This window comes from Actinoplanes hulinensis (genome assembly GCF_019429605.1).
Classification (GTDB): Bacteria; Actinomycetota; Actinomycetes; order Mycobacteriales; family Micromonosporaceae; genus Actinoplanes; species Actinoplanes campanulatus.
The window spans coordinates 83,390-109,354 of sequence record NZ_JAHXZI010000020.1; the positions used below are offsets into that span (position 1 = coordinate 83,390).

At 72.2% G+C, this 25,965-nt stretch carries 29 protein-coding genes; 16 read left to right on the forward strand and 13 right to left on the reverse strand.

What is annotated here, in order from left to right; translation table 11 throughout:
• The first annotated feature begins 86 nt into the window (after positions 1 to 86).
• The 3 genes from KZ829_RS32690 to KZ829_RS32700 all read left to right on the forward strand — a co-directional run bounded on the left by KZ829_RS32690 (position 87) and on the right by KZ829_RS32700 (position 1,864).
• Positions 87 to 1,004 (forward strand): YihY/virulence factor BrkB family protein, encoded by a 918-nt coding sequence (locus tag KZ829_RS32690; protein WP_246636650.1) that lies wholly within the window; start codon positions 87 to 89, stop codon positions 1,002 to 1,004.
• Positions 1,005 to 1,112: 108 nt separating this feature from the next.
• Positions 1,113 to 1,403 (forward strand): DUF2795 domain-containing protein, encoded by a 291-nt coding sequence (locus KZ829_RS32695; protein WP_246636651.1) that lies wholly within the window; start codon positions 1,113 to 1,115, stop codon positions 1,401 to 1,403.
• Complete coding sequence (locus KZ829_RS32700; protein ID WP_220147691.1) at positions 1,400 to 1,864, forward strand: SRPBCC family protein; 465 nt, start codon at positions 1,400 to 1,402, stop codon at positions 1,862 to 1,864. Before KZ829_RS32695 ends, KZ829_RS32700 begins: the two co-directional genes overlap by 4 nt.
• Positions 1,865 to 1,912: 48 nt before the next feature.
• Here the strand turns inward: KZ829_RS32700 and KZ829_RS32705 are convergent, their stop codons facing one another.
• Complete coding sequence (locus KZ829_RS32705) at positions 1,913 to 2,713, reverse strand: hypothetical protein (RefSeq protein ID WP_220147692.1); 801 nt, start codon at positions 2,711 to 2,713, stop codon at positions 1,913 to 1,915.
• 79 nt (positions 2,714 to 2,792) lie between these two features.
• On the opposite strand from KZ829_RS32705, the gene KZ829_RS32710 reads away from it, so the two are divergent.
• A complete protein-coding gene (locus KZ829_RS32710) occupies positions 2,793 to 3,002 on the forward strand; it encodes a hypothetical protein (protein WP_183215422.1) in 210 nt (69 codons plus the stop codon).
• Here the strand turns inward: KZ829_RS32710 and KZ829_RS32715 are convergent.
• Positions 2,990 to 3,424 (reverse strand): hypothetical protein, encoded by a 435-nt coding sequence (locus tag KZ829_RS32715; RefSeq protein ID WP_308285756.1) that lies wholly within the window; start codon positions 3,422 to 3,424, stop codon positions 2,990 to 2,992. The genes KZ829_RS32710 and KZ829_RS32715 overlap by 13 nt on opposite strands.
• A gap of 107 nt (positions 3,425 to 3,531) precedes the next feature.
• Between KZ829_RS32715 and KZ829_RS32720 the strand changes: the two genes are divergently transcribed.
• Positions 3,532 to 3,888, forward strand: a complete 357-nt coding sequence (locus KZ829_RS32720) for a DUF6401 family natural product biosynthesis protein (RefSeq protein WP_220147693.1) — start codon at positions 3,532 to 3,534, stop codon at positions 3,886 to 3,888.
• 127 nt (positions 3,889 to 4,015) lie between these two features.
• Here the strand turns inward: KZ829_RS32720 and KZ829_RS32725 are convergent, their stop codons facing one another.
• Together KZ829_RS32725 and KZ829_RS32730 are read right to left on the reverse strand one after the other, a co-directional pair.
• Positions 4,016 to 5,545: a mechanosensitive ion channel family protein gene (locus KZ829_RS32725; RefSeq protein ID WP_220147694.1), complete on the reverse strand. Its 1,530-nt coding sequence runs from the start codon at positions 5,543 to 5,545 to the stop codon at positions 4,016 to 4,018.
• 108 nt (positions 5,546 to 5,653) lie between these two features.
• Positions 5,654 to 6,496, reverse strand: a complete 843-nt coding sequence (locus tag KZ829_RS32730; RefSeq protein WP_220147695.1) for a cellulose binding domain-containing protein — start codon at positions 6,494 to 6,496, stop codon at positions 5,654 to 5,656.
• 189 nt (positions 6,497 to 6,685) lie between these two features.
• On the opposite strand from KZ829_RS32730, the gene KZ829_RS32735 reads away from it, so the two are divergent.
• The 4 genes from KZ829_RS32735 (at position 6,686) to KZ829_RS44930 (ending at position 10,979) form a co-directional block, all read left to right on the forward strand.
• Positions 6,686 to 8,845, forward strand: coding sequence for an ATP-binding SpoIIE family protein phosphatase (locus KZ829_RS32735; RefSeq protein ID WP_220147696.1), 2,160 nt, complete (start codon positions 6,686 to 6,688; stop codon positions 8,843 to 8,845).
• Between the two features lie 384 nt (positions 8,846 to 9,229).
• Positions 9,230 to 9,946, forward strand: a complete 717-nt coding sequence (locus tag KZ829_RS32740; RefSeq protein WP_308285757.1) for a VOC family protein — start codon at positions 9,230 to 9,232, stop codon at positions 9,944 to 9,946.
• A gap of 180 nt (positions 9,947 to 10,126) precedes the next feature.
• The gene (locus KZ829_RS32745; RefSeq protein WP_183215434.1) at positions 10,127 to 10,363 is read left to right on the forward strand and encodes a helix-turn-helix domain-containing protein; all 237 of its coding nucleotides are present in this window, start codon (positions 10,127 to 10,129) and stop codon (positions 10,361 to 10,363) included.
• Between the two features lies 1 nt (position 10,364).
• Positions 10,365 to 10,979: a Clp protease N-terminal domain-containing protein gene (locus KZ829_RS44930; RefSeq protein WP_220147698.1), complete on the forward strand. Its 615-nt coding sequence runs from the start codon at positions 10,365 to 10,367 to the stop codon at positions 10,977 to 10,979.
• Between the two features lie 135 nt (positions 10,980 to 11,114).
• On the opposite strand, the gene KZ829_RS32755 is transcribed toward KZ829_RS44930, so the two are convergent.
• The gene (locus KZ829_RS32755) at positions 11,115 to 11,579 is read right to left on the reverse strand and encodes a GNAT family N-acetyltransferase (protein ID WP_220147699.1); all 465 of its coding nucleotides are present in this window, start codon (positions 11,577 to 11,579) and stop codon (positions 11,115 to 11,117) included.
• 53 nt (positions 11,580 to 11,632) lie between these two features.
• Between KZ829_RS32755 and KZ829_RS32760 the strand changes: the two genes are divergently transcribed.
• Positions 11,633 to 12,073, forward strand: coding sequence for a MarR family winged helix-turn-helix transcriptional regulator (locus KZ829_RS32760; protein ID WP_220147700.1), 441 nt, complete (start codon positions 11,633 to 11,635; stop codon positions 12,071 to 12,073).
• 19 nt (positions 12,074 to 12,092) lie between these two features.
• On the opposite strand, the gene KZ829_RS32765 is transcribed toward KZ829_RS32760, so the two are convergent.
• Positions 12,093 to 13,754 carry a sensor histidine kinase gene (locus KZ829_RS32765; protein WP_220147701.1) on the reverse strand — a complete coding sequence of 554 codons (1,662 nt, stop codon included), beginning with the start codon at positions 13,752 to 13,754 and terminating at the stop codon, positions 12,093 to 12,095.
• Between the two features lie 288 nt (positions 13,755 to 14,042).
• On the opposite strand from KZ829_RS32765, the gene KZ829_RS32770 reads away from it, so the two are divergent.
• Together KZ829_RS32770 and KZ829_RS32775 are read left to right on the forward strand one after the other, a co-directional pair.
• The gene (locus KZ829_RS32770) at positions 14,043 to 15,239 is read left to right on the forward strand and encodes an aminopeptidase (protein WP_220147702.1); all 1,197 of its coding nucleotides are present in this window, start codon (positions 14,043 to 14,045) and stop codon (positions 15,237 to 15,239) included.
• On the forward strand, positions 15,227 to 15,427 hold the full coding sequence (locus KZ829_RS32775) for a class I SAM-dependent methyltransferase (RefSeq protein WP_220147703.1): 201 nt from the start codon (positions 15,227 to 15,229) through the stop codon (positions 15,425 to 15,427). Before KZ829_RS32770 ends, KZ829_RS32775 begins: the two co-directional genes overlap by 13 nt.
• A gap of 25 nt (positions 15,428 to 15,452) precedes the next feature.
• Here the strand turns inward: KZ829_RS32775 and KZ829_RS44215 are convergent, their stop codons facing one another.
• Entirely contained in the window at positions 15,453 to 15,578 is a 126-nt protein-coding gene (locus KZ829_RS44215; protein WP_281428295.1) for a hypothetical protein, read from the reverse strand.
• A 99-nt stretch (positions 15,579 to 15,677) separates the two neighbouring features.
• On the opposite strand from KZ829_RS44215, the gene KZ829_RS32780 reads away from it, so the two are divergent.
• The 3 genes from KZ829_RS32780 to KZ829_RS32790 all read left to right on the forward strand — a co-directional run bounded on the left by KZ829_RS32780 (position 15,678) and on the right by KZ829_RS32790 (position 19,258).
• The gene (locus KZ829_RS32780; RefSeq protein WP_220147704.1) at positions 15,678 to 17,261 is read left to right on the forward strand and encodes a phospholipase D family protein; all 1,584 of its coding nucleotides are present in this window, start codon (positions 15,678 to 15,680) and stop codon (positions 17,259 to 17,261) included.
• A 75-nt stretch (positions 17,262 to 17,336) separates the two neighbouring features.
• Positions 17,337 to 18,614 carry a sensor histidine kinase gene (locus tag KZ829_RS32785; protein WP_308285758.1) on the forward strand — a complete coding sequence of 426 codons (1,278 nt, stop codon included), beginning with the start codon at positions 17,337 to 17,339 and terminating at the stop codon, positions 18,612 to 18,614.
• On the forward strand, positions 18,611 to 19,258 hold the full coding sequence (locus tag KZ829_RS32790; protein ID WP_220147705.1) for a response regulator transcription factor: 648 nt from the start codon (positions 18,611 to 18,613) through the stop codon (positions 19,256 to 19,258). The genes KZ829_RS32785 and KZ829_RS32790 overlap by 4 nt, the downstream gene beginning before the upstream one ends.
• Here KZ829_RS32790 and KZ829_RS32795 read toward each other — a convergent pair.
• From KZ829_RS32795 to allB, 4 genes are read right to left on the reverse strand one after another with little or no spacing between them, the layout of a single operon-like run.
• Positions 19,234 to 20,313 (reverse strand): protein-L-isoaspartate O-methyltransferase family protein, encoded by a 1,080-nt coding sequence (locus tag KZ829_RS32795; protein WP_220147706.1) that lies wholly within the window; start codon positions 20,311 to 20,313, stop codon positions 19,234 to 19,236. The two genes, KZ829_RS32790 and KZ829_RS32795, sit on opposite strands and share 25 nt — an antisense overlap.
• 19 nt (positions 20,314 to 20,332) lie before the next feature.
• Positions 20,333 to 21,490, reverse strand: coding sequence for a phosphotransferase (locus tag KZ829_RS32800; protein ID WP_246636653.1), 1,158 nt, complete (start codon positions 21,488 to 21,490; stop codon positions 20,333 to 20,335).
• Positions 21,487 to 22,458, reverse strand: coding sequence for an allantoicase (alc, locus tag KZ829_RS32805; RefSeq protein ID WP_246636654.1), 972 nt, complete (start codon positions 22,456 to 22,458; stop codon positions 21,487 to 21,489). The genes KZ829_RS32800 and alc overlap by 4 nt, the downstream gene beginning before the upstream one ends.
• Positions 22,458 to 23,774 (reverse strand): allantoinase AllB, encoded by a 1,317-nt coding sequence (gene allB, locus KZ829_RS32810; RefSeq protein ID WP_220147707.1) that lies wholly within the window; start codon positions 23,772 to 23,774, stop codon positions 22,458 to 22,460. Before allB ends, alc begins: the two co-directional genes overlap by 1 nt.
• 93 nt (positions 23,775 to 23,867) lie before the next feature.
• Between allB and KZ829_RS32815 the strand changes: the two genes are divergently transcribed.
• On the forward strand, positions 23,868 to 24,293 hold the full coding sequence (locus tag KZ829_RS32815; protein WP_220147708.1) for a glutaredoxin family protein: 426 nt from the start codon (positions 23,868 to 23,870) through the stop codon (positions 24,291 to 24,293).
• On the opposite strand, the gene KZ829_RS43480 is transcribed toward KZ829_RS32815, so the two are convergent.
• Both KZ829_RS43480 and KZ829_RS32825 read right to left on the reverse strand, forming a co-directional pair.
• Positions 24,284 to 24,427 carry a hypothetical protein gene (locus tag KZ829_RS43480; protein ID WP_229794370.1) on the reverse strand — a complete coding sequence of 48 codons (144 nt, stop codon included), beginning with the start codon at positions 24,425 to 24,427 and terminating at the stop codon, positions 24,284 to 24,286. The two genes, KZ829_RS32815 and KZ829_RS43480, sit on opposite strands and share 10 nt — an antisense overlap.
• 286 nt (positions 24,428 to 24,713) lie before the next feature.
• Positions 24,714 to 25,850, reverse strand: coding sequence for a DUF6986 family protein (locus KZ829_RS32825; protein ID WP_220147709.1), 1,137 nt, complete (start codon positions 25,848 to 25,850; stop codon positions 24,714 to 24,716).
• Positions 25,851 to 25,965: the final 115 nt, after the last annotated feature.

The window sequence follows — 25,965 nt, forward strand, 5'->3', positions numbered from 1 at the left end:
GACGCTACCCGCTGAGGTTTGCCACAAACCGGGGGCGGGTACAGGCGGGCGTGGCCGTGGGGGCGGTGCCGGCGAAGATCCGGCATTTGAGCTGGCGAACTTGGCGGGGCGTCCTGTGGCGCAGCCTCACGGGCTTCATCAACGACGACTGCACCGACTACGCGGCGGCCCTCACCTTCCAGGCCGTCACCGCGCTGCTGCCCTCCCTCGTCGTGATCGTGGCGCTGATCAACCTGGTCACCGACGGGGCCACCGCCGTGCCGGCGCTGATCGGCATCCTGCGTGACATCGGGCTCGGCTCGGTCGTCGCCAACGACAGCCTGCTCGCCGTGGTCGACGCGCTGCTGGTCCGGCAGACCTCGGCGAAGGTGCTGCTCGGCTTCGGCCTGGCGCTGGCGATCTGGTCCGCCGGCGGGTACGTCGCCATCTTCACCCGCGCCTCCAACCGCATCTACAGCGTCCGTGAGGGCCGCCGCTGGTGGTCCCTGCACCTGCTCCAGCTCCTCCTCGCGGGCGTGGCGCTCGTGCTGCTCGCGGTGGCCGGCACCGGGATGGTGATCAGCGGCCCGCTGGTCGACGCGGTCGGCGACGCCCTCGGCGCCGGCGAGACCGTCCGCCGGGTCTGGTCGGTGGGCCGCTGGCCGATGCTCGTCGGGATCGCGATCATGCTGTTGTCGCTGCTGTTCTGGATCGCCCCGAACGTCCGGCAGCCCCGGTTCCGCTGGCTCACCCTCGGCGGTGTGGCGGCCCTCGCGGTGTGGACCGCCACGTCGTTCGGCTTCGGGCTGTACGTCGCCAACTTCGGCTCCTACAACCGCACCTACGGCAGCCTCGGCGCGGTGATGGCGTTCCTCATCTGGGTCTACCTGTCCAACCTGGCCCTGCTCCTCGGTGTCGAGGTCAACGCCGAGGTGCAGCGCGGGCGGCTACGCCAGGCCGGCGACCGGGATCCGGAAACCCCGCTGGCTCCGCGTTTAGCCCCGGGCACCCCGGGCACCCCCTGAATCATGGAACGGGGAAACACGAAGCACGGCGCCGTCCTCGACGAGAGGATGGCCAGGGAGACCCGGGGCAACGTCCGGGGGGCGGCCGGAGGGCGTGTGGAGGAGTGGATGACACCCGAGCCGGCCGGTGAGGATCAGCCGGAGGTGACGTTCGCGCCCGGCGGTTACGGCCGTGGCGTCCCCGCGGGGATCGGCAGCACCCAGGGCGAGGCGTTCAGCCGGTTCGGCAGCTACATCGGCCTGTCCGCATTCCCCGGGAACCGTATCGCGCTGGAGCGTTCGGCGCGCACGCTCGAAGCCCCGGACGACGTGATGCGACTGCTGGCGGCGCTGCCCGACGGGGAGATCTTCGAGAACGCCGCACAGGCTTGGGAAGCTAGCGAAGGGAGAAAAGCGTGAGCATCGTCACCGAGTTCGTGGACGTCGACGTCCCAGTTCGTAGCGCCTACAACCAGTGGACCCAGTTCGAGGAGTTCCCCCGATTCATGGAGGGGGTCACGGAGATCCGTCAGCTCGACGACACCCACACCCACTGGAAGACCGAGATCGCCGGGGTCCGGCGCGAGTTCGACGCCGAGATCACCGAGCAGCTGCCGGACGAGCGGGTCGCCTGGCATTCCACCGACGGCGAGAAGCAGGCCGGTGTGGTCACCTTCCACCGGATCGACGACACCCACACCCGGGTCACCGTTCAGATGGACTTCGACCCGCAGGGCCTCCTCGAGACCGCCGGTGACAAGCTCGGCATGATCGACCGCAAGGTCAAGGGCGATCTGCATCGCTTCAAGGAGTTCATCGAGAGCCGCGGCGGCATCGAGACCGGCGCGTGGCGCGGCCAGGTCGACCGCCCCGGCATGTGACCTTCCATCCTCTCGGGACGGCCGCCTCCGGGCGGTCGTTTCCGGGTCTTAGCGAAAGCCATTTCCGGTACGGCGTGAGCTCGGCGTTTCGGCCCGCCGTACCGCCGGGATCCCGTCGCGGCGCACCACGAGTGTGCCCAGGCCGCCGGCCGCCCGGATCGCGTAACGGTCCCGGGACCGGCGGAATCCCGGCTCCCGCAGCACGGTTCCGGCCGGGGTGCCGTCGTTCGCGGTCCACGGTGTCCGCACCGACCCGGCGCCCTCGTCGAACCGCACCCGGAACGGCGCGCCGCCACCGGCCGACAGCATCGCCGTCCCCGACCCGCCGGCCAGCACGACCGGAACGGTGCCGACCGGTTCCGGCAGCCACACCTCGGTCAGCCCGGCGGAACCCAGGTAGACCCGCTCCACCCGGCCGTCACGCAGGTTCAGATGCTGCTCGCCGGCGCCTCCGGGCAGGCGGATGTCCCACCGGACGTCCCGGTTCAGCACGATCCGCACCTCGTCCAGGCCGTCCCGGCCGGTGTTCTCCAGCCTCACCGCCACCCGGCCGCCGTGCCGGGCGACCCTCGGGGCGACACCGGAGTCCGGGGCGGCGCTGATCCGGTAGAGGAGACCCGGGAGATCGGCGAAGCGTACCCGTACCCGGCTTGCCGCATCACCCAGAGTGAGTAGCGCTCCGGTGCGCTGATGCAGTGGCCCGACCTCCACCCGGGCTTCGCCCGGCCGTGGCACCGCCCGCTGAGCGGGCGCGGGCGCCGGGACGGGCGCCTCACGAAGGGCGATCAAACCCCCGGCGACCAGCGCGGTCAGGCTGGCGACCACGACGATTGAGCGACGAAGACGCAAGACGGTGGGCACCATCGGACAACGCATAATCGGCCGAACGGGTGACGGCGATGCGTCCATTTCGAGCCAGACTGTCCGAGTGCGATCTCCCGGATTCCTCTCCGAACGTCAGCGTCGCTTCGCCTGGCTGGGTTTTCTGCTCGCCGCTTTCCAGGCGCCGCTTGCCGCGAAGCTGATCGATGACGCCTCGTGGTTCTTCGCCGTCGTCGTGGCCGCGCTCGTGGCCACCGTGATCATCGCCGACGACGCCCAGCGCCGCCGCCCCGAGCCTGCCGACTACTCGGAGTAATCGGGGCGGGCGGTTCGCCGCCGCCCCTTCAGCTCCGCCTCGTAGAGGTGCCGCCGCCCACCGGCGAACCGCTCCCGGGCCTGGCGTTCCACCTCGCGGAACTCGGCGTAGTACCCGTCGTCGAACTCCTCGACGATCTGGAACGTCCAGTGCCCCGGGATGACGTTGCGGCCGATCAGCTCCCGCTGGATCCGCTCCGCCATCTCGGTGTGCCCGGCCTGCATGAACAGCGAGACCGCCGCGTCCAGCGCGAAGTCCGCCGTACCGGTCAGCTGATGCGCCGAGTACAGGTGGCCGCGCACCCGGTCCACCGTCTCCAGCGCCTCGCTCAGCTTCCCGAGCGCCTCCACGGTCAGGTCGTCGAGACCCTCCGGCCGCCGATGCCGTTCGTCCGGGCCGTCGCCCCCGATTCGCGTCCCCACCACTTCTCCTTCCGAGATCCTGGCAAGTTCCCCACGGTTTCGAGTTCAACCCGCCTGCAACTCGCAGCGAACCGTCGGTCACCCTGGGCTACCTAACGTCTCTTCCCATGAATGGCCTGTTCAGCAACGCCGCCGCCCGCGCTGCTCAGCGCACCGCTCTCGCCTCGCTCGCCGACCTCACCGCGTCGGTCGGGGTCAGCGGTCTCGCCGCAGCCCAGGAGAGCCCCGGCCTGATGTCGGTGATCGACCAGCACGCCGCCGGAGTGCGGGACAGCCTCGACGCGGACAACCGCCCGCTCACCGCGATCCTGCTCGCCGCCTACGCCGAGGGTGTCCGCGACGCCGCCTACCAGCACGGCTGGGTCGCCCCCGAGGGCTTCATCGACTGGACCGAGAACGACTGGGTCCTCCGCCGTCTCCTCGCGGTCTGCACGCTGGCGCGGACCCTCCCCGCCGCACGCTGACCTGATCGGCAGGCTTGAGGCCGCACGGGTCACCGGGTCGGGCTCGCCCCATCCAGTGATCGACACCCGACCCTGAGGGCCGGCACCGGAATTCCGGTGCCGGCCCTCCGCCATTCGCACGGCATGTTCAGTTCGTGCCCGTCCCGCCTGGCCGCGAGTCCGTCGTGGGATCGTCATCGTGGGCGGGGAGCGGCACCACCTGGGTCCGCTCCTCACCCGCGCCGTCGACGATCTGCAGGCCGGACGCGGTGCCCGGGCTCCGGATCACCGTCACCTCGTCCGCGGAGGGACCGGCGGTCAGGACCGTGGTCTCCTCCGGGCCGGAAGGTCCGCCGGCCGGGGACTGCCCCGGGCGGACGCCCGGGGTGAGGATCGTGGTCCCCGCGGTGTCGTTGGACATTCGCACCGTGTCCAGGGCCGTGGTGGGTTCGCCGCCGTGCAGATCGGTGGTGCGTTCGTCGGAATACAGGTCGGTCGTGCGTTCGCCGGAATGCGGGCCCGTGGTGGGCTCGCCGGCGTGCAGGTCGGTCGTGCGTTCTTCGGGGTGCAGGTCGGTGGTGTTCTCGTCGTCGCCGGAGCCGGCCGGCGACGCGACGATCATTTGTGTCTCGTCACCGTCCTGCTCGCGGACCCGCCGCTCTTCCTCGGCCCATCGGGCTTCCCAGGCCAGTTCCTCGGTGTCGTCCGGAAAGTGCCGGTTCTCGCCACCCCGGCCGGGATCCGCGGACCGGGCCACGCCGTCGCCGGAATACGCCCGGCCGGCGCCGTCGGCAGCGGGCGGAGCCAACCGGTCGTCCGCGCCGGCAACGGCGGCGGCGGCCGTTCCGGCAGGAGGCGAGGACTCGGGAGACGGCGCCGCGGGAGAAGGAGAGGCCGGGGAAGCAGACACCGGCGGCGCGGCTGGAGGCGCCGGAGGCTCTGTCGCGGTGGAGGGCTGCCCGGCGGCCTGGCGGGCTCGTTCCTCGGCATAGGCGCGGGCCTGTTCCCGGATGGCCGCCGACTCCGCCGCCGCCCGGTCGAGCCAGCCCTCCCACCGCTGCTGCATCGGCCGGATCAGGCCGCCGCCGACGCCCACGATGATCACGCCGGCGACCGTGGCGAGGATGGTGACCAGCAGGGGGCGGGTGACCGAGGTGGCGATGCCGACCTGGTCGAGCCCGGCGATCACGCCCAGCGTGACGATCACCGCGGCGACCGCCTTGGCCAGCACCCGGGCGTAGCCGAGCCCACCGAGCACGGCCAGGATCAGGTCGTGGGCGGCCCCGGCGATCGCGGCGGTGACCACCACGATGACGATCCCGACGAACACCTGTGGCAGCCAGCCGAGCAATGCGTTGACCAGGTCGCTGGCCGGGTTGGGACCGAAGACGCCGAACGCCAGTTGCAGGGCGAACAGCAGCACCACGAAGAAGGCGAGCCGCGCGCAGACGTCGGTGGCGCTGGGCGCCCCGGGCCGCAGCAGCCGCCCGGCGGGTCCGCGCTGGACGGCCCGGTCGAACCCGGCCCGCCGCAGCGCCTTGGCGGTGACCGTCCGTGCGAGCCGGGCCAGCAGATAGCCGGCCACCAGGATCACCAGGAAAACCAGGATCGACGGCAGGTACAGCACCACCGACCGCCACATCTCGCTGAGGCCACGACTCAGCCCGTCACCGGCCATCCGTCCTCCTGACAAGCGTCGTCAAGGCCGCGATGGGTCCTCAACGAACCGTAGGACTCCGGAATACCATGCGCATCCGACAATCGGTACCCGAGAGGACACGCAGAGTCAGGAGCAGGGTCGCCCGTCGAGAGCGCAGCCGGTGGGCGGCTCGGTGGGCGCGGGCGCCAGCGTGAAGCTGAAGGAGACCGAGCCGGAGGCGGGCACCCCGGCCCCGGAGGGGCGGAAGGTGACGGCGCTCCCGGACTGGCCGGCGGTGACGGCGCCGCTGGTGACGGTCACCGTCTCGGCGCCGGGCACGGTGAGGGCGACGGTCCAGTCGGTGGCCGCCACGGTGCCCGTGTTGCTGACCCGGACGGATCCGCGGTAGCCGGTGTCGTCGAACTGGTAGCCGTAGGAGGCGCTGAGGACGGGGGCGCCACCGGCCGGCGCGGTCGAGGCGCTCCGGGAGGCCCGGCCGGTCGGCACGGTGAGCCGGGGCTTCGCCGTCGCACTGCGGCTGGGGGATGTCGAGGGCGACGGGGTGGCCGAGGGCGAGGTGACGGCACTCGCCGAGGGGGTGGGCGCGGGCGGCGGCACGGTCTCGACCGCGGACTCGACCGGGACCGGGGCGGCGACCGGAACCGCGGGCGTCTCCGTTTCGTCCCCGCCCCACGTCATCACGGTCGCGGCGGCGGCCAGCACCGCGACCCCGGCGGTGGCCACGACGGCGACGCGCGCGCGGCGCGAGGGCGCGGCATGGTGCGGCACGTCCGCTTCAACCCCCGGGGCGTACGCCGGGGACGGTTCCGCCCGGACCGCGGCCATCGTCATCGTCTCCGCCGACTCGGACCAGGCCGCGAGGGCGTCGTACCGCTGGTCCAGGAGGTCGGGGGCGGTGTGATCGTCCACGGGATCCGTCCGGTGCTGTTCGGCGTTGTGGCGCATCACACCGCGGGGTGGCTCGATCACGCCGCGACTATAGGTGAACGACCGTTCCGTTGACCAAGATCGAATCACCGATGACCTGGTGACGGTAGGTGACACCGAGCGTGAGACGTCGTCGGCACCGCCCGCGGACGATACGCGGGAACGGTCAATAACCGGACGGACGGCCGGTGGGGCATCGTACAAACGGACCAGTCGGGATAGGCTTTCCGCATGGTCGGCTCGGGAGGGTACGGGTCGGGGGGTCTCCACCCGTCTCCGATCACCACACTGCCCGCGCAGACGGCCGGCGCACAGCACACCGGCCTGGGCTGCGCGACGCTGGTGCACGCCTTCGACTGGTCCGGCACCTCGCTGGGCCCGATCACCGGCTGGGATCCGGCGGTCCGCGCCGCGGTCGAGCTGGTGCTCGCCTCCCCGGTGCCGATGCTGCTGACCGTCGGCGACGACTTCCTGGTCCTCTACAACGACGCGTATGCCGAGGTCCTCGACGCCCTGCACCCGACGGCGCTGGGCGCCCCGGCCGCACGGGCGTTCGGCCCGGCCTGGGATCAGCCCGGCCTGGGCGACGTGATCCAGCAGGTGCACCGCACCGGGCGGGCCATCCTGGAGCCGGAGAGCCAGGTGCAGTTCGCCCCGGGCCACACCGAGCCGGCCTTCTACACCCGGGGCCATTCGGTGATCCGCTCGTCGCGGGGCACGGTGGCCGGGGTGCTGACCGTGGCGGCCGAGACCACGCATGTCATCCACCGGCTGCAGAGCCTGGGTGAGCTGACCGCCCGGTTGGCCGGCGCGCTCACCATCGACGACGTGACCCGCGTCGTCCTGGCGTACGCGATGGATTCCTTCGACCTGGACCACTGCGTGCTGGCAGTGGACGACGGCCTGGCGTACCGATATGTCCGCCGGATCCGCGGCGAGATGCTCGACGAGGCCGACGAGCGGCTCCCCCCGGTGTGGCGGCGCGTGAGCGCCGACCCGGCGGCCCCGGCGGTGGCGGCGGCGGAGAGTGGGCGGGCGACGTTCGTGGCCGACGGCGAGCCGCTGAACGCGGTGGCGACCGACCGGCACGAGCGACGGGTCCGCGCGCTGGCCGCGCTCCCCCTGCGGACGCCGTCGCTGCGCGGCGCGCTGACCGTCGGTTTCCGCCGGGCGCATGTCTGGCTGCCCGCCGAGCGGGCGCTGCTGAAGGCCGCGGCCGAGCTGGTGGCGCAGGCCGCGGAGCGCGCCCGCCGATTCGAGGCCCAACACGGGACCGCGCAGTTGTTGCAGCGCAGCATGCTCCCCGAGCACCTGCCCGAGCTGGACATGTTCCGGATCGCCGCACGATATGACGTGGGCGTCGACGGCAACGCGGCCGGCGGTGACTTCTACGACGCGTTCCACCTGCTCGACGGCCGGCTCGCCATGGTGCTGGGCGACGTGGCCGGGCACGACGTGCGGGCGGCCGCGGTGATGGGCCAGGTCCGGGCGGCGCTGCGGGCACTGGCGCTGACCGATCCGGCGCCGCCGAGCGTGCTGGCCGGGCTGGACCGGCTGGTCGGCTCACTGGGCGCCGAGTCGCGCAACGAGGAGATCTTCGTGACCATCGTGTACGGGGTGCTGGACCCGTCGGACGGTTCGGTCACGCTGGCCAGCGCGGGCCACCCGCCGCCGGTGCTGCGCCGGGCCGGGCGGGGTGGCGAGCCGGCCACGGCCGAGCTGGTGAAGGTGCCGCCGGGTGCGCCGCTGGGCCTGGGCGGCCGCTGGCAGACCGGGACACTGCGGCTGGAGCCGGGCGACACGATCCTGATGTTCAGCGACGGCGTGGTGGAGCGGCGCGGCCGTCCGCTCAACGACGGGCTGGACGCGCTGGTCACCGCCGCGGCGGCGTCTCCGAGCGGCGACCCGAGGAACATGTGCTCACTGGCCACCGCGGCGGTCGAGGGCACCACCGACGACGACGTGGCGGTGCTGGCCGTGGAGCACGCGCTGGCGCTGAGCCGGTCCGCGACCACGCAGGTGGCGGCGGAGCCGACCGGACCGAGCCGGGTCCGGCAGTGGATGACGACCCGGCTGCGGGAGTGGGGCGTGCCGGAGCCGGTGATCGGCGCGGCGATCCTCTGCACCAGTGAGCTGACCACCAACGCGCTGCTGCACGCGGGCACGCCGGCTCAGGTGCACGTCGACCTGAACGCGGAACGCCTGCTGGTGTCGGTGGCCGACACCGGCACCCGGGGCAGTGTGATCCGGGCCCGCACCGACGCCCTGGCCAGCCGGGGCCGCGGGCTGGGCCTGATCGAGGAGCTGAGCGATTCGTGGGGCACCGACCCGACGGTGCGCGGATCGACGGTGTGGTTCGAGATGCTCCTGGCGGGCAAGGCGCGGGCGTGACCCCACCGTCCGATGTGGCTTGCGCCCGGGTTGGAACACTGCGTGATCGCAACGCTCGGTATCCGTTACCTCGGCAGCCTTATTACGTAGCGTATGCAGCGACTCATGACGATTCCCCGACCGGGGGACCCCGTCCGGGCGACGGCCGAGTCCCCTGTCGCCGTATCGGTGCTGCTGCACGGCGTGGTGGCAGCTCCGGGCAGGCGTCACCTGGATCACTCAGGTGCTCACGTACCGTAGTTTAATACTGTTCTAAACCGGACAATGAACCGGCTGGTGGTGACGAAGCGTTATCAGTGCCGTAGAGTGCTGAAGCGACTGGGGATGTCCACCATGGAGCGGCTCATGCGGATCAGAGGTTATGCACCCTTGACACCTTGCTGGGTGGAGCTGGCGAGTGCGGACCCCGCACGCGCGGCACAGTTCTACGCAGAGTTGTTCGGCTGGGAGTCTGCGGGTGATCGGTTCAAGCTCGGGGGGCGCGCTGTCGCCGGCCTCACCCGGAGTCAGCCCGACCGTCCGGACGGGTGGCTGACCCACCTCAGCACTCCGGACCTCGAGGAGACGCTCGAGCAGGTCGCCCTCTCCGGCGGGCACTGCGTGAGCCAACCGGCCGAGGCGCACGGCGGCCGGCGCGCGATCGTCGCCGACCCGTCCGGCGCGATCATCGGCCTCTGGCAGGGTCACGACTTCGCCGGCGCACAGGCCGGCGGCGAGCCCGGCACCATGTCGTGGCCGGAACTGATCACTGATGACCCGGACGCCGCGGCCCGCTTCTACGGCTTCGCGTTCGGCTGGCTGCTGCGCCACGAGTTCGGCTCGGGCGAGTGGCTCAACCAGGCCCACGACGCCGTCGCCGGCCTCGCGCCCGGTTACCGTGGCGCCTGGTGGCGTGCCGCCTTCCAGGTCGAGAACATCCGGGCCGCGGCCGATCGGTGCGAGACACTGGGCGGCGCGGTCATCACCGAGCCGTCGGAGGCCGGGCTGACCGCCTTCGCCGAGCTGCGGGACCCGTTCGGCGCCCGGTTCACGGTGGCGGCGCCGGTGCACCACCCGGTCGAGCTGACCGTCTCCCTGGGCAGCCTGCCCGCCTGGGACTGACCCGCACCAGACCGAGAGGAACCACGCGGAAGAGGCCGGCCCTTCGGGGCCGGCCTCTTCGCGTTCCGGTGCCCCATCGGCCGGCCCTCAGAGCTGTCTCAACCCAGTCGACAAAGCCCTGGCAGCCGGCGGCGTCAACCAACGTTGACAGAGAGCGGGCTGTCAACGTAAGTTGACGGCATGACTGAGGCAACCGACCTCGCCGCCGCCGCGAGCAGCGCCGACCCGAGAGCCGGGCTGCGCGCGGTGGTGGCGCTGCGCCGCCTCCTGGAGGGCCTGGAGCGCCTACAGGTGGCGAATGCCCGCGCCAAGGGCTGGTCCTGGCAGGAGATCGCCGACGCGCTAGAGGTGACCCGCCAGGGTGTGCACAAGAAGCACGCCAAGCTGATGCCGATGCCGGATCCACGGGAGGGCTGAGATGTTCGAGCGATTCACCAAGGAGGCCCGCGCCGTCGTCGTCGGCGCCCAGGAGCAGGCCCGCGAGCTGGGCCACGAGACCATCGGCACCGAGCACACCCTGCTCAGCCTGCTCGCCGGGGAGAACGACACGGTCCGCGAGGCGCTGGCCGGCTCCGGGGTCGACCAGGCCTCGGTCCGGGCCGCGATCATCCGGCACGTCGGCGACCGCAGCGAGGCCACCACCGTCGCGGACCGGGACGCCGAGGACGCCGCCGCCCTCAAGGCGATCGGCATCGACCTGGAGGCGGTCCGCGCCGCCATCGAGGAGAACTTCGGGGCCGGTGCGCTGCGCCTGCCGCGGCCGGCCCCGAAGAAGAGGGGGATCTTCGGGCGCTTCTCCTCGGTGACGACCGGGCACAGGCCGTTCTCGCCGCGCAACAAGAAGGTGCTGGAGCTGTCGTTGCGCGAGGCCATCCGGCTGAAGCACAACTTCATCGCGCCGGAGCACATCATGCTCGGCCTGCTCCGCGAGGGTCAGGGCCTGGCCATGCAGATCCTGACCGAGTTCGACGTCGACTTCGGCGAGCTCCGGAGCACCCTCACCGGCGCGCTCAAGTCTCCCGCGGCCGGATAGCGGCGAAGAGCAGGCGGTCCCTCCACTCCCCGCGGATGTGCAGGTAGTCGTGGAGGTGACCCGCCTACACCTGAACGGCCGGGGCGTCACCGGGCTGGAAGGGCCGCGGCCGGAGGCGGGTGGTCCGCAGTTCGGTCACAGCCGCACCCGCATCGCCGGATCGGGATTGCGGGTGAAGCCCAGCGAGGTGTAGAGCGGCTCACCGTCCGGCGACGCGGTCAGATGCACCGAGTTGACGCCCTGGTCGCGGTACCACTCCAGGAGCGCTTCCACGCATGCCCGGGAGTAGCCGCGCCGCCGCATGTCCGGGTGGGTGGCGACGCTGAACACGTACCCGACACGGCCCTCGGGGTTGTACGGGTTGCCGAGGCGCTCCTCCACGGTGCCGACGGCACAGGCCGCGAGACCGCCGCCCTCGGGCCGCTCGACGACGAAGGCGGCCAGTGTCGGCTCGGCCGCTCCCAGGCGGCGGACCAGTGATCTCCGGGCCGGCTCACGCCAGTCGTCGTTCCAGTCGTCGCGCCCGAAGGTCCGCAGCAGGACGGCCCGCAGGAGGATCAGCTCGTCGGCGTCGTCGGGGGTGGCTTGGCGAGTCTTCACGTCCGTACCCTAATCGGGCTGGTATTTCAGATTTGGAGGAGTACGGTTCGGGCATGGCCGGCCCATTGAGCGCCACGCAGCTCGCGCACTGGCGCACCTTCATCGAGAGCTCGTGGGCACTGCACACCCGCCTCGAGGACGAGTTGCGCGCCGCCACCGGCCTGAGCATGAACGACTACCACGTCCTGGTCGCCCTGGCCGGCGCGCCCGGCCGCCGGATCCGGATGGGTGAGCTGGCCAGCCGTCTCGTGTTCTCGCCGAGCCGGATCACGTACCAGATCAGCTCCATGGTCAAGCGCGGCCTGGTGCGCAAGCAGAGCTGTCCCGACGACGGCCGCGGCCAGGAGGCCGTGCTCACCGACGCGGGCCTGACCGCGCTGCGCGATGCCGCCCCGGCCCACCTGGAGACCGTTCGCAAGAGCTTCATCGATCACCTGGACGATGAGGAACTGGCCGTGATCGGCCGCGTCTTCGCCAAGATCAGAGAGGTCTGAGCCACACCCGCCATCAGGTTCAGGCGTTCGGCGCCCCATCAGTGCGGGGGAGGCTCAGGTCCAGCGATGCCGCCGTTTGCGGGCTCTGCTGGGCGCGGGGCAGGCGCAGTATGAACCGGCTGCCGTGTGGAACGACGTCCTCGTACCAGACCTGGCCGTGGTTCGCCTCGGCGAGCAGCTTGGACAGGTACAGCCCGAAACCGGCGCCGGTCCGTGGTCCGGTTTGCCCGACCTGGGTGAAGCGGTCGAACAGGTGCGCGACGAAGTCCGGTGGCACTCCGTTGCCTTCGTCGCTGACGGCGAACAGGATGTCGTTGCCGGTGTCGTCGAGGGCCGCTGACAGATGGATGTCGCCGGAGCTGTATTTGACGGCGTTGGTGACGAAGTTGGTCAGGACTTCGTGGGTGTGTACCGGGTCGGCCCACACTGCCGCGCCGGGTTGGCCGCAGGTTGCGTCGACCCGCTTACGAGCCTTCTTGGGCAGGTTGTCGGTGACCCGCGTCAGGGCCTGTCTGACCGGCAGCGCGACGGGCTGGGTATGTATTTGGCCCGGCTCGGCGCGGCATAGCGCGAGTAGGTGTGCGGCCATGTCGAGCAACTGGTCGACCCGCTTGCCCAATGCCTGGACGGCGGCGCGGCGTTCGTCGTCGGTGGTGGTGTCCCATTCGTGGGTCAGTTCCTCGGAGTAGGCCGAGATCACGGCCAGGGGCTGGTTGATCTCGTGGGTGAGGGTTGCGATGATGTCGCTCTTCCAGGTGCCGGTGGCCTCCAGCTCGAGATTGGCGGCGGCGAGCTGCTCGGCCCTGCGGCTCAGTTCGTGGTGGGCTGCCGAGAGCTGGCGATAAAGAGTCGCGGTTTCGGCGAGCAGGGCCACCAGCACCACCCCGGAGGAGATCAGCATAGCGACCCGTCCCGCGTACCAGCCGAGCGTGTAGCGTTCCGTAGCGACTATGTGGAGGGTTGCGGAGCCCAGGGTCGCGCTGATCGCCACCACCACCCACCGTTCCACCGGTGGCCGGTGACGCAGGTCCCTGGCCACCACCAGCAGGCTGACGGCCGCGGCCAGGAGCCCTGCACCCACCACCCACCCGCCGGCCGCGGTCTGCGTGTCGCCGTGGTAAAACTGGGGCAGCCGGTCGGCGGCACCGATGACGAGCCCCGTCACCGCGGCCACCAGCGCGAGTATCAGGGCGGCGGCGATCGCGGCGGCGGCTCGGCGCCGGGTCTGGGCCTGCCGGCTCAGCCGGGCCGGCAGCGCGGCGACGACCCTTTGTTGCACCGCCACCAGCACCGGAAACCCGAAGAAGAGGAACGCCGCCAGCCACGGTAGGCAGACCTCGGCCCAGATCGAGCTGGGACCCCGGCGCTGCACCTGGGCGAACATGACGGCGTAGGGCAGCATCATCAGGCTGGAGTAGAGGTAGGCCGAGGACAGTCCCAGCGTCGCCAGCCGGCCACCGACCAGGAACTGCTGCAGCAGCAGATGCGTGGTCAGCAGATCGGCCGCGGCCATGAGAACGAAGAGCACGAGTGCCAGGTTCGGGCGAACGGGCGGGCGGTGGGTGGCGATCGGCGCGACGAGCAGGGTGGCTATGAACACCGCGACCGCGCACGCCCACAGAACCCGGGGTATCGGGACCTCTTCCGGCCGTCCCGCAGCGCTACCCAGGTCCACGGCCATCGACCCCCAAACCGACACAGAGTCCCGCGCCAGGCTACCGGGGGTCGGCGCCGGACGTACCGGAATTGAAGGACAAGCCGGCCCGCGTCGTAGTCGGTCCTCTCTCCGGGGCCTCGGCATGATCGAGTGCGCTGTCATCGGACATCCGACGCCGGGGGCGCATGGCACATCAGCCGGTTCGGCCACCCGCGAGGAGCTGAGGCAGGCGTTCGGGGACTTCCGGAAGGGCGGCCTCGGCGTCATTCCGGCGGCACGCGTACCGCACACGGACTGATTAGGCTGACCGGCATGGACCGGATCGAGCGTTTCGCCGATGTCGTGGTCCGGGCTGGCGTGAACATCCAGCCCGGGCAGGGAGTCATTCTTCGTACCGATACCGCGCACCTGGAGATCGCCAGGGCGGTCGTGGCCGCCGCGTACGCCGCCGGGGCAGCCTGGGTGGAACCGCTCTGGTTCGACGGCCCGATGCGCCGATCCGCCGTCGACCACGCCGGCCTGGAGACGCTGACCACCAGTCGCGGCTGGGCGTTGCAGCGCATCCGGGAGTGGTCCGAGCAGGGCATCGCCTCGATCGCCCTGCTCGGCGACCCCGACCCGCACGTGCTCGACGGCGCCGACCCGGTGAAGGCGGCGGCGTTCCCCGCCGAGGAGACCGCGCTGATGCGGGAGACGGTGCTGGGCCGGCTGCGCTGGACCGCGGTGGGCGCGCCGAATCCCGGCTGGGCCGCCCAGGTCTTCGGCGAGCCGGATGTGGAGCGGCTGTGGGATGCGGTGGCCACCGCCATGCGCCTGGACACCGCCGATCCGGCGGCGGCCTGGCGGGCGCGGGCCGCGACACTGGCCGAGCGGGGTGCCGCGCTGGACGCTCTGGAGCTGACCTCGATCCGGTACGCGGGGGGCGGCACCGATCTCACGGTCGGCCTGATCCCCGGCTGCCGCTGGACCGGTGGCGGGCTGATCGACGACGACGGTGTCCCGTACATGCCGAACATCCCCACCGAGGAGGTGTTCACCAGCCCGGACCGGCGGACCGCCGAGGGTGTGCTGCGGGTGACGAAGCCGCTGGTGCTGAACGGGCGGCTGGTGCTCGGGCTGCGGCTGGAGTTCTCGGCGGGCCGGATCGTGGCGGTGTCGGCCGACTCCGGCGCGGACGCCGTGGAGGCCCAGTTGGGGACCGACGACGGCGCCCGCTACCTGGGCGAGGTGTCCCTCGTGGACTCGGACAGCCGGATCGCCAGGGCGGGCATCGTCTTCCACAACACGCTCTTCGACGAGAACGCCGCCTGTCACGTGGCCTGGGGCGCGAGTTTCCCGTTCTCGGTGCCGGGCGCCCGGGAGCTGCCGGTGGAGCGGCGGGAGGCGCTGGGCCTGAACACGTCGGGCGTGCACACCGACGTGGTGATCGGCGGCGAGGGCATCACGGTGACCGGCACCGGCCCGAAGGGCACCGTCGACATCATCCGCGACGACGAGTGGGTCCTCTGACGATGTGGGCCGCCTACGACGAGATCGCCGACTGGTACGAGACCGAGTTCCTGCCGACGACCACGCCCGGTGACCCGCTCGGCATCCGGCGTGCGATCGCCGAGCAGCTCGGCCCGGGCCACGGCCGGTGCCTGGAGATCGGCTGCGGCACCGGCGCCTACGCGGCGCAGATCCGGGAGCTGGGCTGAACACCGACCCCGACGGTGCTGTCGATCAGGACATCATCAGCATCGCGGTAGTGCCCAGCAGCACCAGCAGCAGGACCGCGATGAGCAGTCCGGTCTCGGCGGTGTCGGCGGCCGCGGTCACCGGTGTCGTGGTCAGGGGCTCGCTGCTCATGGTTCCACTCCTCGGCGGGGGTCGGGGTGTCCCGCTCCGCATGCGGGCGGCGGGCGGGAGGCTTACGGTGAGGGCGTCGTCGACCTCGAAGGGGTTGCTGTGCCGCCGCAGGAATGGCTTCTCACCGCTGCCGAACGCGGCAACCCGGACACCTCCATACCCATATGGAACACCGGAAACACGGTCGAGCCACTCATTCACGGGCAAAATTACTTCGATCGGCTGGTGACCGAAATCGGGGCGCTGGAGCCCGGTGATCACCTGTTCTTCACCGACTGGCGCGGCGACCCGGACGAACGGGTCCGCGACGGCGGGCCCACGGTCGCCGAGGTGTTCGCGGCTGCCGCCGCGCGCGGTGTCGTCGTGAAAGGGCTGCTCTGGCGCTCCCATCTGGACAAACTCGCCTACAGCGAGGAGGAGAACCGGACGCTGAGCGACGAGATCGAGGCGGCCGGCGGCGAGGTGCTGCTCGACCAGCGGGTCCGCCGGGGCGGGTCGCACCACCAGAAGCTCGTGGTGCTGCGGCACCCGGGACGACCGGAACGGGACATCGCCTTCGCCGGCGGGATCGACCTGTGCCACAGCCGCCGCGACGACGCCCGGCACCACGGCGACCCGCAGGCGGTGCGGATGGCGTCCGCGTACGGGCCGAACCCGCCCTGGCACGACGTGCAGCTGGCGTTGCGCGGCCCGGTCGTCGGCACACTCGACCGCTCGTTCCGGGAACGCTGGACCGACCGGGTGCCGCTCGACCAGAACGGCCCGATCGCCACCGTCACCGACCGGCTGCGCCACGAGGACATGCGCCCCGATCCGCTGCCGGACCTTCCGCCCGATCCGCCGGAGTGCGGCCCGCACACCGTGCAGGTGTTGCGCACCTATCCGGCGATGCGACCACCGTACGGCTTCGCGACGCTGGGCGAGCGCAGCGTGGCCCGCGGCTACACGAAGGCGATCAAGCGGGCCCGCCGGATCGTCTACCTGGAGGACCAGTACCTGTGGTCCACGGAGGTGGCCCAGCTGTTCGCCGAGGCGATGCGCGCCAATCCGCGGCTGCACCTGGTGGCCGTGGTGCCCCGCCATCCGGACGTGGACGGCGCGTTCGCGCTGCCGCCCAACCAGGTGGGCCGGGAACAGGCCATCGAGCTGTGCAGACGGGCGGCCGCCGACCGGGTGCACGTCTTCGACCTGGAGAACCACGTCGGCACCCCGATCTACGTGCACGCCAAGGTCTGCGTGATCGACGACGTCTGGTGCAGCGTGGGCAGCGACAACTTCAACCGCCGCTCGTGGACGCACGACAGCGAGCTGTCCTGCGCGGTCCTCGACGGCACCGCCGACGGGCGGGCCCCGGCCGATCCGGCGGGGCTCGGCGACGGCGCCCGGCGGTTCGCCCGCGACCTGCGGCTGGCGCTGATGCGCGAGCACCTGGATCGCGAGGACGGCGACGACGAGGACCTGCTGGACCCGGAGAGCGCGATCGCGGCGCTGACCGGGGCCGCCGACCGGCTGCGGGACTGGCGCGACGGCGGGCGGGTGGGGCCCCGGCCGCCGGGGCGGCTCATCCCGCACGAGACGCGGCCGTTGCCGTGGTATCAGCGTTTGTGGGCGCTTCCGGCGTACCGGATGATCTATGACCCGGACGGACGGCCCTGGCGTGACCGCCGGGCGGGGACCTGGTAGGTATGCCTAGGCATACCCCTGACCGGGTGTTTGAACGGCTGGGCCGGGCCGGAGCGCGCTGGCTACCGTGACCTGGTGTTGAACGCCGAGCATCTCGCCACCGCCCTGCGGGACCGCCGCTACCTCCGGACGACCTGGCCGTGGCGCGCGGCCGGTTACCTGTCGATCACCGCGGTGATCGTCACGCCGCTCGCCTTCGTCCTCTGGCTGCTGCTGATCCCGTGGCTGGTGGCCGGCCGCAACCTCATCCACGGAACGGCGCCCGAACTCGTGGTGCTCGTTCTCATGGCGCTCGGAGCCGCCCTGATCGCCACGTTCAGCCCGCTGGTGGCACTGCCGCTGGCCGCCCTGGAACGGCAGCGGCTCCGGATGATCGACGCCCGGCCGCTGGTGGCGCCGCACCGGATCAGCGCCACCAACCCGCTGAGCCTGTTCGGGCACGAGTCCACCTGGCGGGCCGTCCTGTACGCCGTCGTGCTGGCCCTGTTCGCCCCGCCGGTGCTGCTGCTCACCGGGGTGCTGATCACGCTGGAGGCGACGCTGCTGTTCAGCCCCTGGGTGACCGAGTGGAACCTCGGTGACCTGACCATCGACGGCGGCCCCGCGTCGATCCCGTTCACCCTGCTGGGGATCGTCCTGATCCCGGTCTGGCTCTACCTGATCGGTGGCCTGGCGGCGGTGCACGGCGCGCTGGCCCGGCGGCTGCTCGGCAGCGGCGGCGACGGCCTGCGCGACCAGCTGACCGAGGTGTCGCAGTCCCGGGCCCGGCTGGCCGACGCGTTCGACGCCGAGCGGCGCCGCATCGAACGGGACCTGCACGACGGCGCCCAGCACCGGCTCACCAGCCTCACCCTGCACCTGGGCATGGCCCGGCTGGACCTGCCCGAGGACTCCCCCGCCGCCGCGCCGCTCGGCCAGGCCCACGACCAGGCCAAGGAGCTGATGGTGGTGCTGCGCGACCTGATCCACGGGATCCGCCCGCAGACCCTGAGCGACGTCGGCCTGGCGGCCGCGCTGTGGGAGCTGGCCGCGAGTTCGCCGGTGCCGGTGACGGTGGAGGCGCCCGGCACCATCGGCCGGCTGCCGGAGCGGGTCGAGACGACCGCCTACTTCGTGGCCGCCGAGGCGCTCACCAACGTGGCCCGGCACGCGGGCGCCACCTCGGCCCAGGTGCGCCTGACCCGCTCCGGCGACGGGGTGGTGCTGGAGATCCAGGACGACGGGCGGGGCGGCGCCGACCCGGCCGCCGGAAGCGGGCTCACCGGGCTGGCCGACCGGGTGGCGGCGGCCGGTGGACGGCTCCTGCTGGCCAGCCCGGCCGGTGGGCCCACGCTGCTGCGGGTCGAGCTGTGACCCGGGTGGTCCTCGCCGAGGACGGGGTGCTGCTGCGCGAGGGCCTGGTCGGGGTGCTGGTCCGGTTCGGGTTCGAGGTGGTGGCCGCGGTCGGGGACGCCGACGAGCTGATCACCGCGGTCGGGAAGCACGACCCGGAGCTGGTGATCACCGACATCAAGATGCCGCCGACCTTCTCCGACGAGGGGCTGCGGGCGGCCGTACGGCTGCGGCGGGACCGCCCCGGGCTGCCCGTCGTGGTGCTCAGCCAGTACGTGCAGCAGGAGTTCGCGGCCGACCTGATCGGCACCGGCGACGGCGTCGGTTACCTGCTCAAGGACCGGGTCGCCGACATCGCCGACTTCGTGGCGTCGCTGCGCACCGTGGTGGACGGCGGCACGGTCGTCGACCCGGACGTGGTCCGCCGGCTGCTGAGCCGCCAGCGGGATCCGCTCGCCGGGCTGTCCGGCCGGGAGCGGGAGGTGCTCGCCCTGATCGCCGAGGGGCGGTCCAACTCGGCGATCGCGTCGGCCCTGTTCATCAGCGACCCGGCGGTCGGCAAGCACGTCGGCAACATTCTGGCCAAGCTGGGCCTGCCGCCGACCGACGACACCAACCGGCGGGTCCTGGCGGTGCTCACCTACCTGCGTACCGTCCACCGGTAGGGCGTCCACAGCGGCCCGGTCAGCACCAGCTCGACGTCCCAGGCGCTCATCGGTGGCCGGCCCAGGGCATCCCACCGTCCGGCGAGCGCCGCACCGATCGCCGTGTAGCGGTCCCGCTCCGCGCCGGAGGCCAGGATCGCCCCGTCGGCCAGGACGACCGCGCCGGACTCGCCGGACTCGTCGAGCACCGCGAGACAGCTCTGCTGCCGGTCCGGGAGCGCCGCCTGGGTGACCCGATGGTGCCAGGCGCCGGCCGCGTACCAGAGATCCCGGTACGCCAGTGTCGCCAGCTCCGGCCGCCAGCACGGTCGTCGCGTCTCGGTCAGACCGGTCATGCCGGGCACCGGCTCCGGGTGACTGTGCCGGTGCCGGGCGGTCAGCGGGCCGGCCGCGCTCATGAACCCGGCCGGGCACACCACGGTCGCGGCGCCGCCGGTACGGACGTCCAGGACCGGGTGGGTACCGCTGTGCTCGACCGGGACGATGATCCGGCCGCCCGGTTCCAGCCGGTCCAGCCAGTGCGGCGAGACACCGGCCACGCCGACCGTCACGATGATCCGGTCGTACCGCTCCGGGTCTCCCGCGAAGGCGGCCGTGTAACCGTCGGCGGTCTCCACCCGGACCCCGGAGGCGCCGGCGCGGGCCAGCGCGGAGCGCGCCCGGGCGGCCACGTCGGGCTGCACGTCGACCGTGGTGACCGTCGCTCCCATGGCGGCCAGCAGGGCCGCGTTGTAGCCGGTGCCCGCGCCGATCTCCAGGATCCGCATGCCGGGCCGCGGGTCGAGCGCCTCGATCATGATCGCCATCAGCGACGGCTGGCTGGACGAGCTGACCGGGCGGCCGTCGCTGATCTTGGTGACCAGCACGTCGTTGCGGTAGACCGTGGCCAGGAACTCCGGGTCGGCGGGCAGGACACGGCGGCCGTCGCGGCTCAGGAAACCGTCCGGCACGAAGATCTCCCGGGGCACCGCGCCGAACGCCCGGGCCAGTGCGGGCGAGAGCTCGGCGCCGTCTCCGCGGATCAGGTCGAGGTAGTGCCGGCGGGCGTCCTCCATGCCTGACACCGTATAGCCGTCAATGCCTCGCGCACTCCACCGCGGCGCGGAGCCGGCCGGGGACATCCGCGTCGTGGTAAGGATGTTCGGAGGGTTCGATCCGGGCCAGGAAGTTCGCGTAGGTGGCCGCCGCCCGCAACTCCCGCACCGGGCGCAACAGGTCGAGGGCGCGGAGGGCGTCACCGTCGGGCCAGAGCGCCGCCCAGTGCTCCGGATCGACCTCCAGCCGCAGCGCGTCCAGGGCCGGGCTGCCGATCGAGGAGTCGCCCCAGTCCACGATGGTCAGACCCTCCTCCCCGGTCCGGACGTTGCCCGGATGAAGATCACCGTGCACCAGGGTGTCCGGGAGACCACACTTCTCCACCTGCTCCAGCCTCCGGGGAAGATCATCGATCAACTTCCCCAAGCCAGGCAATTCCGAGATGTACGGCGAAGCGACGCTCACCAGCGCATCCACCTCCATTGCCGGAACGCCGTGCGCGCGGAGCTCATCCACCCGGCCCGCGAAGTGCCGCTGCACCGGGTGGAACGCGGTCGCGATCTCCGCCCGCAGCGCCGGGCCCCCGTCGTACCGGTCCTCCCCCGGTACATGGGCCAGCAGCATCCGGCCCTCGTCACCCGCGGCCAGCAGGTAGGGCACCAGACCGGGCTCCACCGCGTCCACCATCCGCAGCACGGCCGGCTCGTGCCCGAAGAACGACGGCACCTGCTTGAGCCAGGCCACCGGGGTCCCGTCCGGCCCGTCGAACCGCCAGATCGCCGACAGGTTCCAGGTCCGCTGCTGGCGGGCCACCGCGCCGTGCAGCCCGATCCGGTCCAGCGCGCCGGCCGCCCAGGCCAGCGACCGCTCCGGGCCACCGAACTCGGCGTACGGCGCCCGGTTCGGATGCGGCGACAGGCCGACCTCGGCCGGGACCAGCCCGGCCGGCGCCTCGTCGCAGACGGCCAGGTAGGTGACGTGCCCGCCGGGCGGGGCCGGCCGGTCGCCGTACAACAGGCGCAGCACTGTCACGTCGATCCCGGCGCCGGCCACCACGTCGGCGACCTCCTGCCACCACGGTGTGCCGACCGAGAACGGTGGCAGGGCGCCGAGCACCCGGCCCGCCCGGTCGGCGAGCACCAGAGTCACCGTCCGGGTCAGCGCTGAACCTGATGATTCGCTCGCAAGCTCGCTCATCGACCGAGCCGCTTCCGCAGGAATCCGCGATCGGCCCGCCCGAGCAGCCGCAGCCGGGCCATGCCGCCGTCCGGGAAGATGTCCAGTCGCACGTGCGTCACCACCGGCGCCTTGGCGAGCCGGAACCGGTGCGGCGTGTCCGGGCGCAGCGCCGTCCGCGGCAACAGCTCGAAGGTGCGCTCACCGGCGTCGATGCCGGTCAGGGCCGCCCAGCCGGGTGCGTTGCCCTTGAAGTGGCTGGTGTCCAGGTCGGCGAGGCGCGGCACGGCCGGGGCGGCCAGCCGCACCAGCACCCAGTCGTTCGCGTCGTCCCGCCGGCGGGACGTCTCCCAGCCGTCGCCCATGTTGCGGGCCAGGCCGGGCATCAGCATCCGCTGCGGGTGACCGTAGAACATGTCGCTGCAGTCCACGACGGTCGCGCCGTACTCGGCGGCGGCCACGTCGAACACCTTCGGCAGCAGCGCCGGATCGGGCACCACCTCGCCGTGCACGCGCAACCGGGCCACCCCGCCGTCCGGGAAGATGGTGAGCCGTACGTGGGTGAAGCGGCGCCGGTCCGCCACCGGGAAGAGGTTGCGGCTGTCGCCCTTGAGCGGCGACTTCGGCAGGATCTCCACCCAGTCGGCGGCCGCCAGCTCGTCCGGGCCCGGATGGCCGGGCAGCTCCACCGCCTCCACCGAGGCGAACGGAGGGTAGTTGCCGGTGAAGAACGCGGTGTCGATGTCGACGCCGTGGACGATGCCGGGCGCGCCGAGCCGGACCACCGCGAAGTCGTGCCCCGGCACACGGCGACGGCGGGTCTCCCAGCCGTCGTACACCTGTCCCTTGTGGTCGAAGGTCTTCGGCGCGTGCCCCGGCGGATCGGGCAGGACCAGGTGGTCGGCGGCGGCGAAGAACTCGTCGTTGACGTGCACGACACCGCCACCGAACGCCCGCGACGCCAGATCGGGCAGCGCAGTGAACTCCATCAGCTCTCCCTGTCGATGCTCAGGAACTTCCCGCCGGCCCGATCGCCGGTCACCGCGCGTCCGCGCAGCCAGGTCGTGCGCACCACACCCCGTAACCTCTTCCCGGCGTACGGGGTGACCGGATTCTTGTGATGCAGCGCGTGCGCGTCGACGACGAACTCGGCGTCCGGCTCGAAGGCGACGAGATCCGCGTCGGCGCCGGGAGTGATCCGGCCCTTGTCCCGCAATCCCACCAGATCGGCGGGGCGGCGCGCCATCCACTTCACCACGTCCGCGAGGGTGTGCCCGCGATCCCGGGCCGCGGTCCAGATCACCGGAAGCCCCAGCTGCACCGAGGCGATCCCGCCCCAGGCCGCCGCGAAGTCACCGGTGTCCCGCCGCTTCAGGTCCGGGGTGCACGGGGAGTGGTCGCTGACCACACACGTGATCAGGCCGTCGGCCAGCGCCTCCCACAGCCGGTCGGCGTTCGCCGTGTCCCGGATCGGCGGGCAGCACTTGAACTCGGTGGCGCCGTCCGGGATCCCGGCCGCGTCCAGCGTCAGATAATGCGGGCAGGTCTCCGCCGTCACCCGTACCCCCTCTGCTCTGGCCTGGGCGATCAACGGCAGTGCGGTGGCCGCGGAGAGATGCAGGATGTGCACGCGGCGGCCCGCCGCGCGGGCCACCGCGATGGCCGTGGCCACCGCGGCGTGCTCGGCGCCCTCCGGGCGGGAGGCCAGAAAGTCGGCGTACGCGGGCGAGCTCGCCGCGTCGCGCAGATGATCCGGATCCTCGGCGTGGACGACGAACAGGGCGTCCACCGCGTTCATGGCGGTGGCCAGCTGGTCCGCGTCGACCGGCGGGAACTCGGGCACCCCGGAATCGGCCAGGAACGCCTTGAAACCGAAGACACCGGCCGCGTGCAGGCCGGGAAGATCCGCCGCGTTGCCCGGGATCGCGCCACCCCAGAAGCCGACGTCGACGTGGCACTGCCCGGCCGCGGCCGCCCGCTTGATCCTCAGCGCCTCGCCGGTCACGGTCGGCGGCAGGCTGTTCAGCGGCATGTCGATGATCGTGGTGACCCCGCCGGCCGCGGCCGCCCGGGTCGCCGTGGCGAAACCCTCCCACTCGGTCCGGCCCGGCTCGTTGACGTGCACGTGCGTGTCCACCAGGCCGGGCAGCAGCGCGGTGTCGCCGAGATCCACGTCCTCGGCCGCCCCGGCGCCGGCGTCGTAGGGCAGAACCGCCGCTATCCGCCCCTCCCCGACCAGGACCGCCGCCGCCCGCTCCCCCTCGGGTGTGACCACGCGCCGGGACCGGACCACCAGATCAGCCATGATCGGACTCTATCGGCGCTTTGTTTCGGCCCGCGCCCATCCCGGCCGGTCAGTCGTTTCGTTACCGCCGGTAGCGGAGTACCCTCCCGGTCCATGGTGCGACGGTGGAGCCTGGCACTCCTGACAGCCCTCTGCGGCGTGCTCATCGCCGCGGTGAAGATCGGTGACGGCGCGCCCGGATCGGCGGCGCTGCTACTCGCCGTGTTCCTCGTGTTCGCCTTCGTGCTGTCGCCGCTCGCCTTCCCGCGCACGTCAGGCGGGGCCGGCGACGATCGGCCGGTCGTCTACTGGCGGCCCGGCTGCCCCTACTGCCTGCGACTGCGGGCCCGGCTCGGCCCCGAGGCGGCCCGGCTGCGCTGGATCGACATCTGGCAGGACCCCGATGCGGCGGCCGCGGTCCGAGAGATCACCGGCGGTGACGAGACCGTACCCACCGTGGTCATCGGCGGCCGGGGGCACGTCAACCCCGACCCGTCCTGGTTGCGGGACCAGATCGCGCCCGCGGCCCCTCAGGCCTGAACCAGATCCGCACCCGTCCAGCTCAGAAAACGGTCGTAGAACTCGGCGGGCGAGCGGGGCGGCAGATCGGTCATCGCCCGGTCCAGGTGCGCCCACATGTACATGGCGAGCATGACCCGGTCGGCACCGTCCATGAGCGACACCCGCGCGGGCGGGCACGGCCACGGCTGCCCGCAGGCGCGGCAACTCCAGGACGGTCGCTCACAGGTGTGGTCCGGTGGCTCCGTTCCGGTGGCACGGACGGTTCTCGTCAGGCGGTCGTGCACGGTGTCCTCCCCGCATTCGGCGTGATGCCGCCTGGTAGTACTCGCGCCGGTGCCGAAGAGTTCGAACCCTTCGGTGCCGTTCGCGGGTCGGCACACTTCGGCGTCGTTCGCGGCTGGCGTCCCTCGGCGTGGTCGCGGCCGGCGTCGTTTCGGCTCAGGCGAGCGCGGTGAGCTCGGCGCGGGGGAAGCCGGCGTCGTCGAGGGCGCCGCAGTCCAGGCCGCGCAGCAGGTAGCCGGCCAGCGCGCGGGCGGTGGCCGGTTCGTCGGCGATGCCGCTGTCCTGCCGGTCCAGGTAGCGGCGCAGCCTGGTCACGGCCGCGTCCCGGCCGTCGCGGAAGAACTCGTAGGTGGCCGCGTACCGTGTCGGCAACTGGGCGGGATGCAGGTCCCAACCCTGGTAGTAGCCCCGCTCCAGGGAACGGCGGACCAGACGGCGATGCAGGTCCCAGGCCTCGCGCACCTGGGCCGTGCCGCCGACCGGGAGGACGTTGGTGGAGCCGTCGGAGAGCCGCACCCCGGTCTGCGCGGCGGCCGCCTGCATGACAGCTTTGGCGTAGTCGGCGACCGGGTGCTCCATCGACTGGTAGGCGGCGGCCACCCCGGCGGCCGCGCTGTAGTCGTAGGTGCCGTAGTGCAGCCCGGTGCACCGCCCGCCGGCCGCCGTGATCAGCCGGGCGACGGTGGCGGTCCCGTCCGCGGCGAGCACCGCCGACGGCAGCTCCACCTGGATCTCGAAGGTGAGGGCGCCGGCGCTCAGCCCGTACGCCTTCTCCAGCTTCTCGCAGAGGGTGACCATCGCGGTGACCTGGTCCGGACCGCTGACCTTGGGCAGCGTGACGGTGAACAGATCCTGGTAGGTGCCGAGGAAGAGATCCAGCGTGCGCAGCGAGCGGCGCCGGGTGGCCGCCTCCAGCGACTTGATCCGGATGCCGAGGAACGGTGGCCGCGGCCCGGCGGCGAGGATCCCGGCGGCCCGGCGGACGGCCGCATCCTCCTGATCGTCGTCGCGGACCCCGTAGCCGTCCTCGAAATCGACGCGCAGGTCCTCGATCGGCTCACGGGCGAGTTTGGCCCGGACCGCGGGGTCGGGCCACGGGAAGTCGTGCTCCTCCATGGCCCGGATCGCGATGGCGCCCCAGTCACGGAAGTCGTCGAGGCGGTCGGCGGGCACGTACACGGTGTGGACGGGCTGCCGCCCGGCCCGCTCACCCGGATAGCGGGCCCGGAGGAACGCGTCGTGCCCGGCGAGACCCGCGTCGATCTCGTCGTAGTCCTGTCCGCTCAGGCGCATCCACGGCCTCCCCCGGTCGATCTCGGCCCGGCTCCGCTTCCGCGTGCCGGTTGTGGCCCGCACCCATCGGCCGCGACCAGGCTTCCACCCCCGTCACGGCCACCCCGGAGTGACG

Excerpts from the sequence above, each read along its gene's own strand:
- KZ829_RS32725 (WP_220147694.1), bottom strand. The coding sequence starts at position 5,545 with ATGGCCGGTGACGGGCTGAGTCGTGGCCTCAGCGAGATGTGGCGGTCG.
- KZ829_RS44930 (WP_220147698.1), top strand. The coding sequence starts at position 10,365 with ATGTTCGAGCGATTCACCAAGGAGGCCCGCGCCGTCGTCGTCGGCGCC.
- allB (WP_220147707.1), bottom strand. The coding sequence starts at position 23,774 with ATGGCTGATCTGGTGGTCCGGTCCCGGCGCGTGGTCACACCCGAGGGG.
- KZ829_RS32800 (WP_246636653.1), bottom strand. The coding sequence starts at position 21,490 with ATGAGCGAGCTTGCGAGCGAATCATCAGGTTCAGCGCTGACCCGGACG.
- KZ829_RS32735 (WP_220147696.1), top strand. The coding sequence starts at position 6,686 with ATGGTCGGCTCGGGAGGGTACGGGTCGGGGGGTCTCCACCCGTCTCCG.
- KZ829_RS32765 (WP_220147701.1), bottom strand. The coding sequence starts at position 13,754 with ATGGCCGTGGACCTGGGTAGCGCTGCGGGACGGCCGGAAGAGGTCCCG.
- KZ829_RS32720 (WP_220147693.1), top strand. The coding sequence starts at position 3,532 with ATGAATGGCCTGTTCAGCAACGCCGCCGCCCGCGCTGCTCAGCGCACC.
- KZ829_RS43480 (WP_229794370.1), bottom strand. The coding sequence starts at position 24,427 with ATGGACGGTGCCGACCGGGTCATGCTCGCCATGTACATGTGGGCGCAC.
- alc (WP_246636654.1), bottom strand. The coding sequence starts at position 22,458 with ATGGAGTTCACTGCGCTGCCCGATCTGGCGTCGCGGGCGTTCGGTGGC.
- KZ829_RS32770 (WP_220147702.1), top strand. The coding sequence starts at position 14,043 with ATGGACCGGATCGAGCGTTTCGCCGATGTCGTGGTCCGGGCTGGCGTG.
- KZ829_RS32695 (WP_246636651.1), top strand. The coding sequence starts at position 1,113 with ATGACACCCGAGCCGGCCGGTGAGGATCAGCCGGAGGTGACGTTCGCG.
- KZ829_RS32760 (WP_220147700.1), top strand. The coding sequence starts at position 11,633 with ATGGCCGGCCCATTGAGCGCCACGCAGCTCGCGCACTGGCGCACCTTC.
- KZ829_RS32815 (WP_220147708.1), top strand. The coding sequence starts at position 23,868 with ATGGTGCGACGGTGGAGCCTGGCACTCCTGACAGCCCTCTGCGGCGTG.
- KZ829_RS32825 (WP_220147709.1), bottom strand. The coding sequence starts at position 25,850 with ATGCGCCTGAGCGGACAGGACTACGACGAGATCGACGCGGGTCTCGCC.
- KZ829_RS44215 (WP_281428295.1), bottom strand. The coding sequence starts at position 15,578 with ATGAGCAGCGAGCCCCTGACCACGACACCGGTGACCGCGGCCGCCGAC.
- KZ829_RS32795 (WP_220147706.1), bottom strand. The coding sequence starts at position 20,313 with ATGGAGGACGCCCGCCGGCACTACCTCGACCTGATCCGCGGAGACGGC.
- KZ829_RS32745 (WP_183215434.1), top strand. The coding sequence starts at position 10,127 with ATGACTGAGGCAACCGACCTCGCCGCCGCCGCGAGCAGCGCCGACCCG.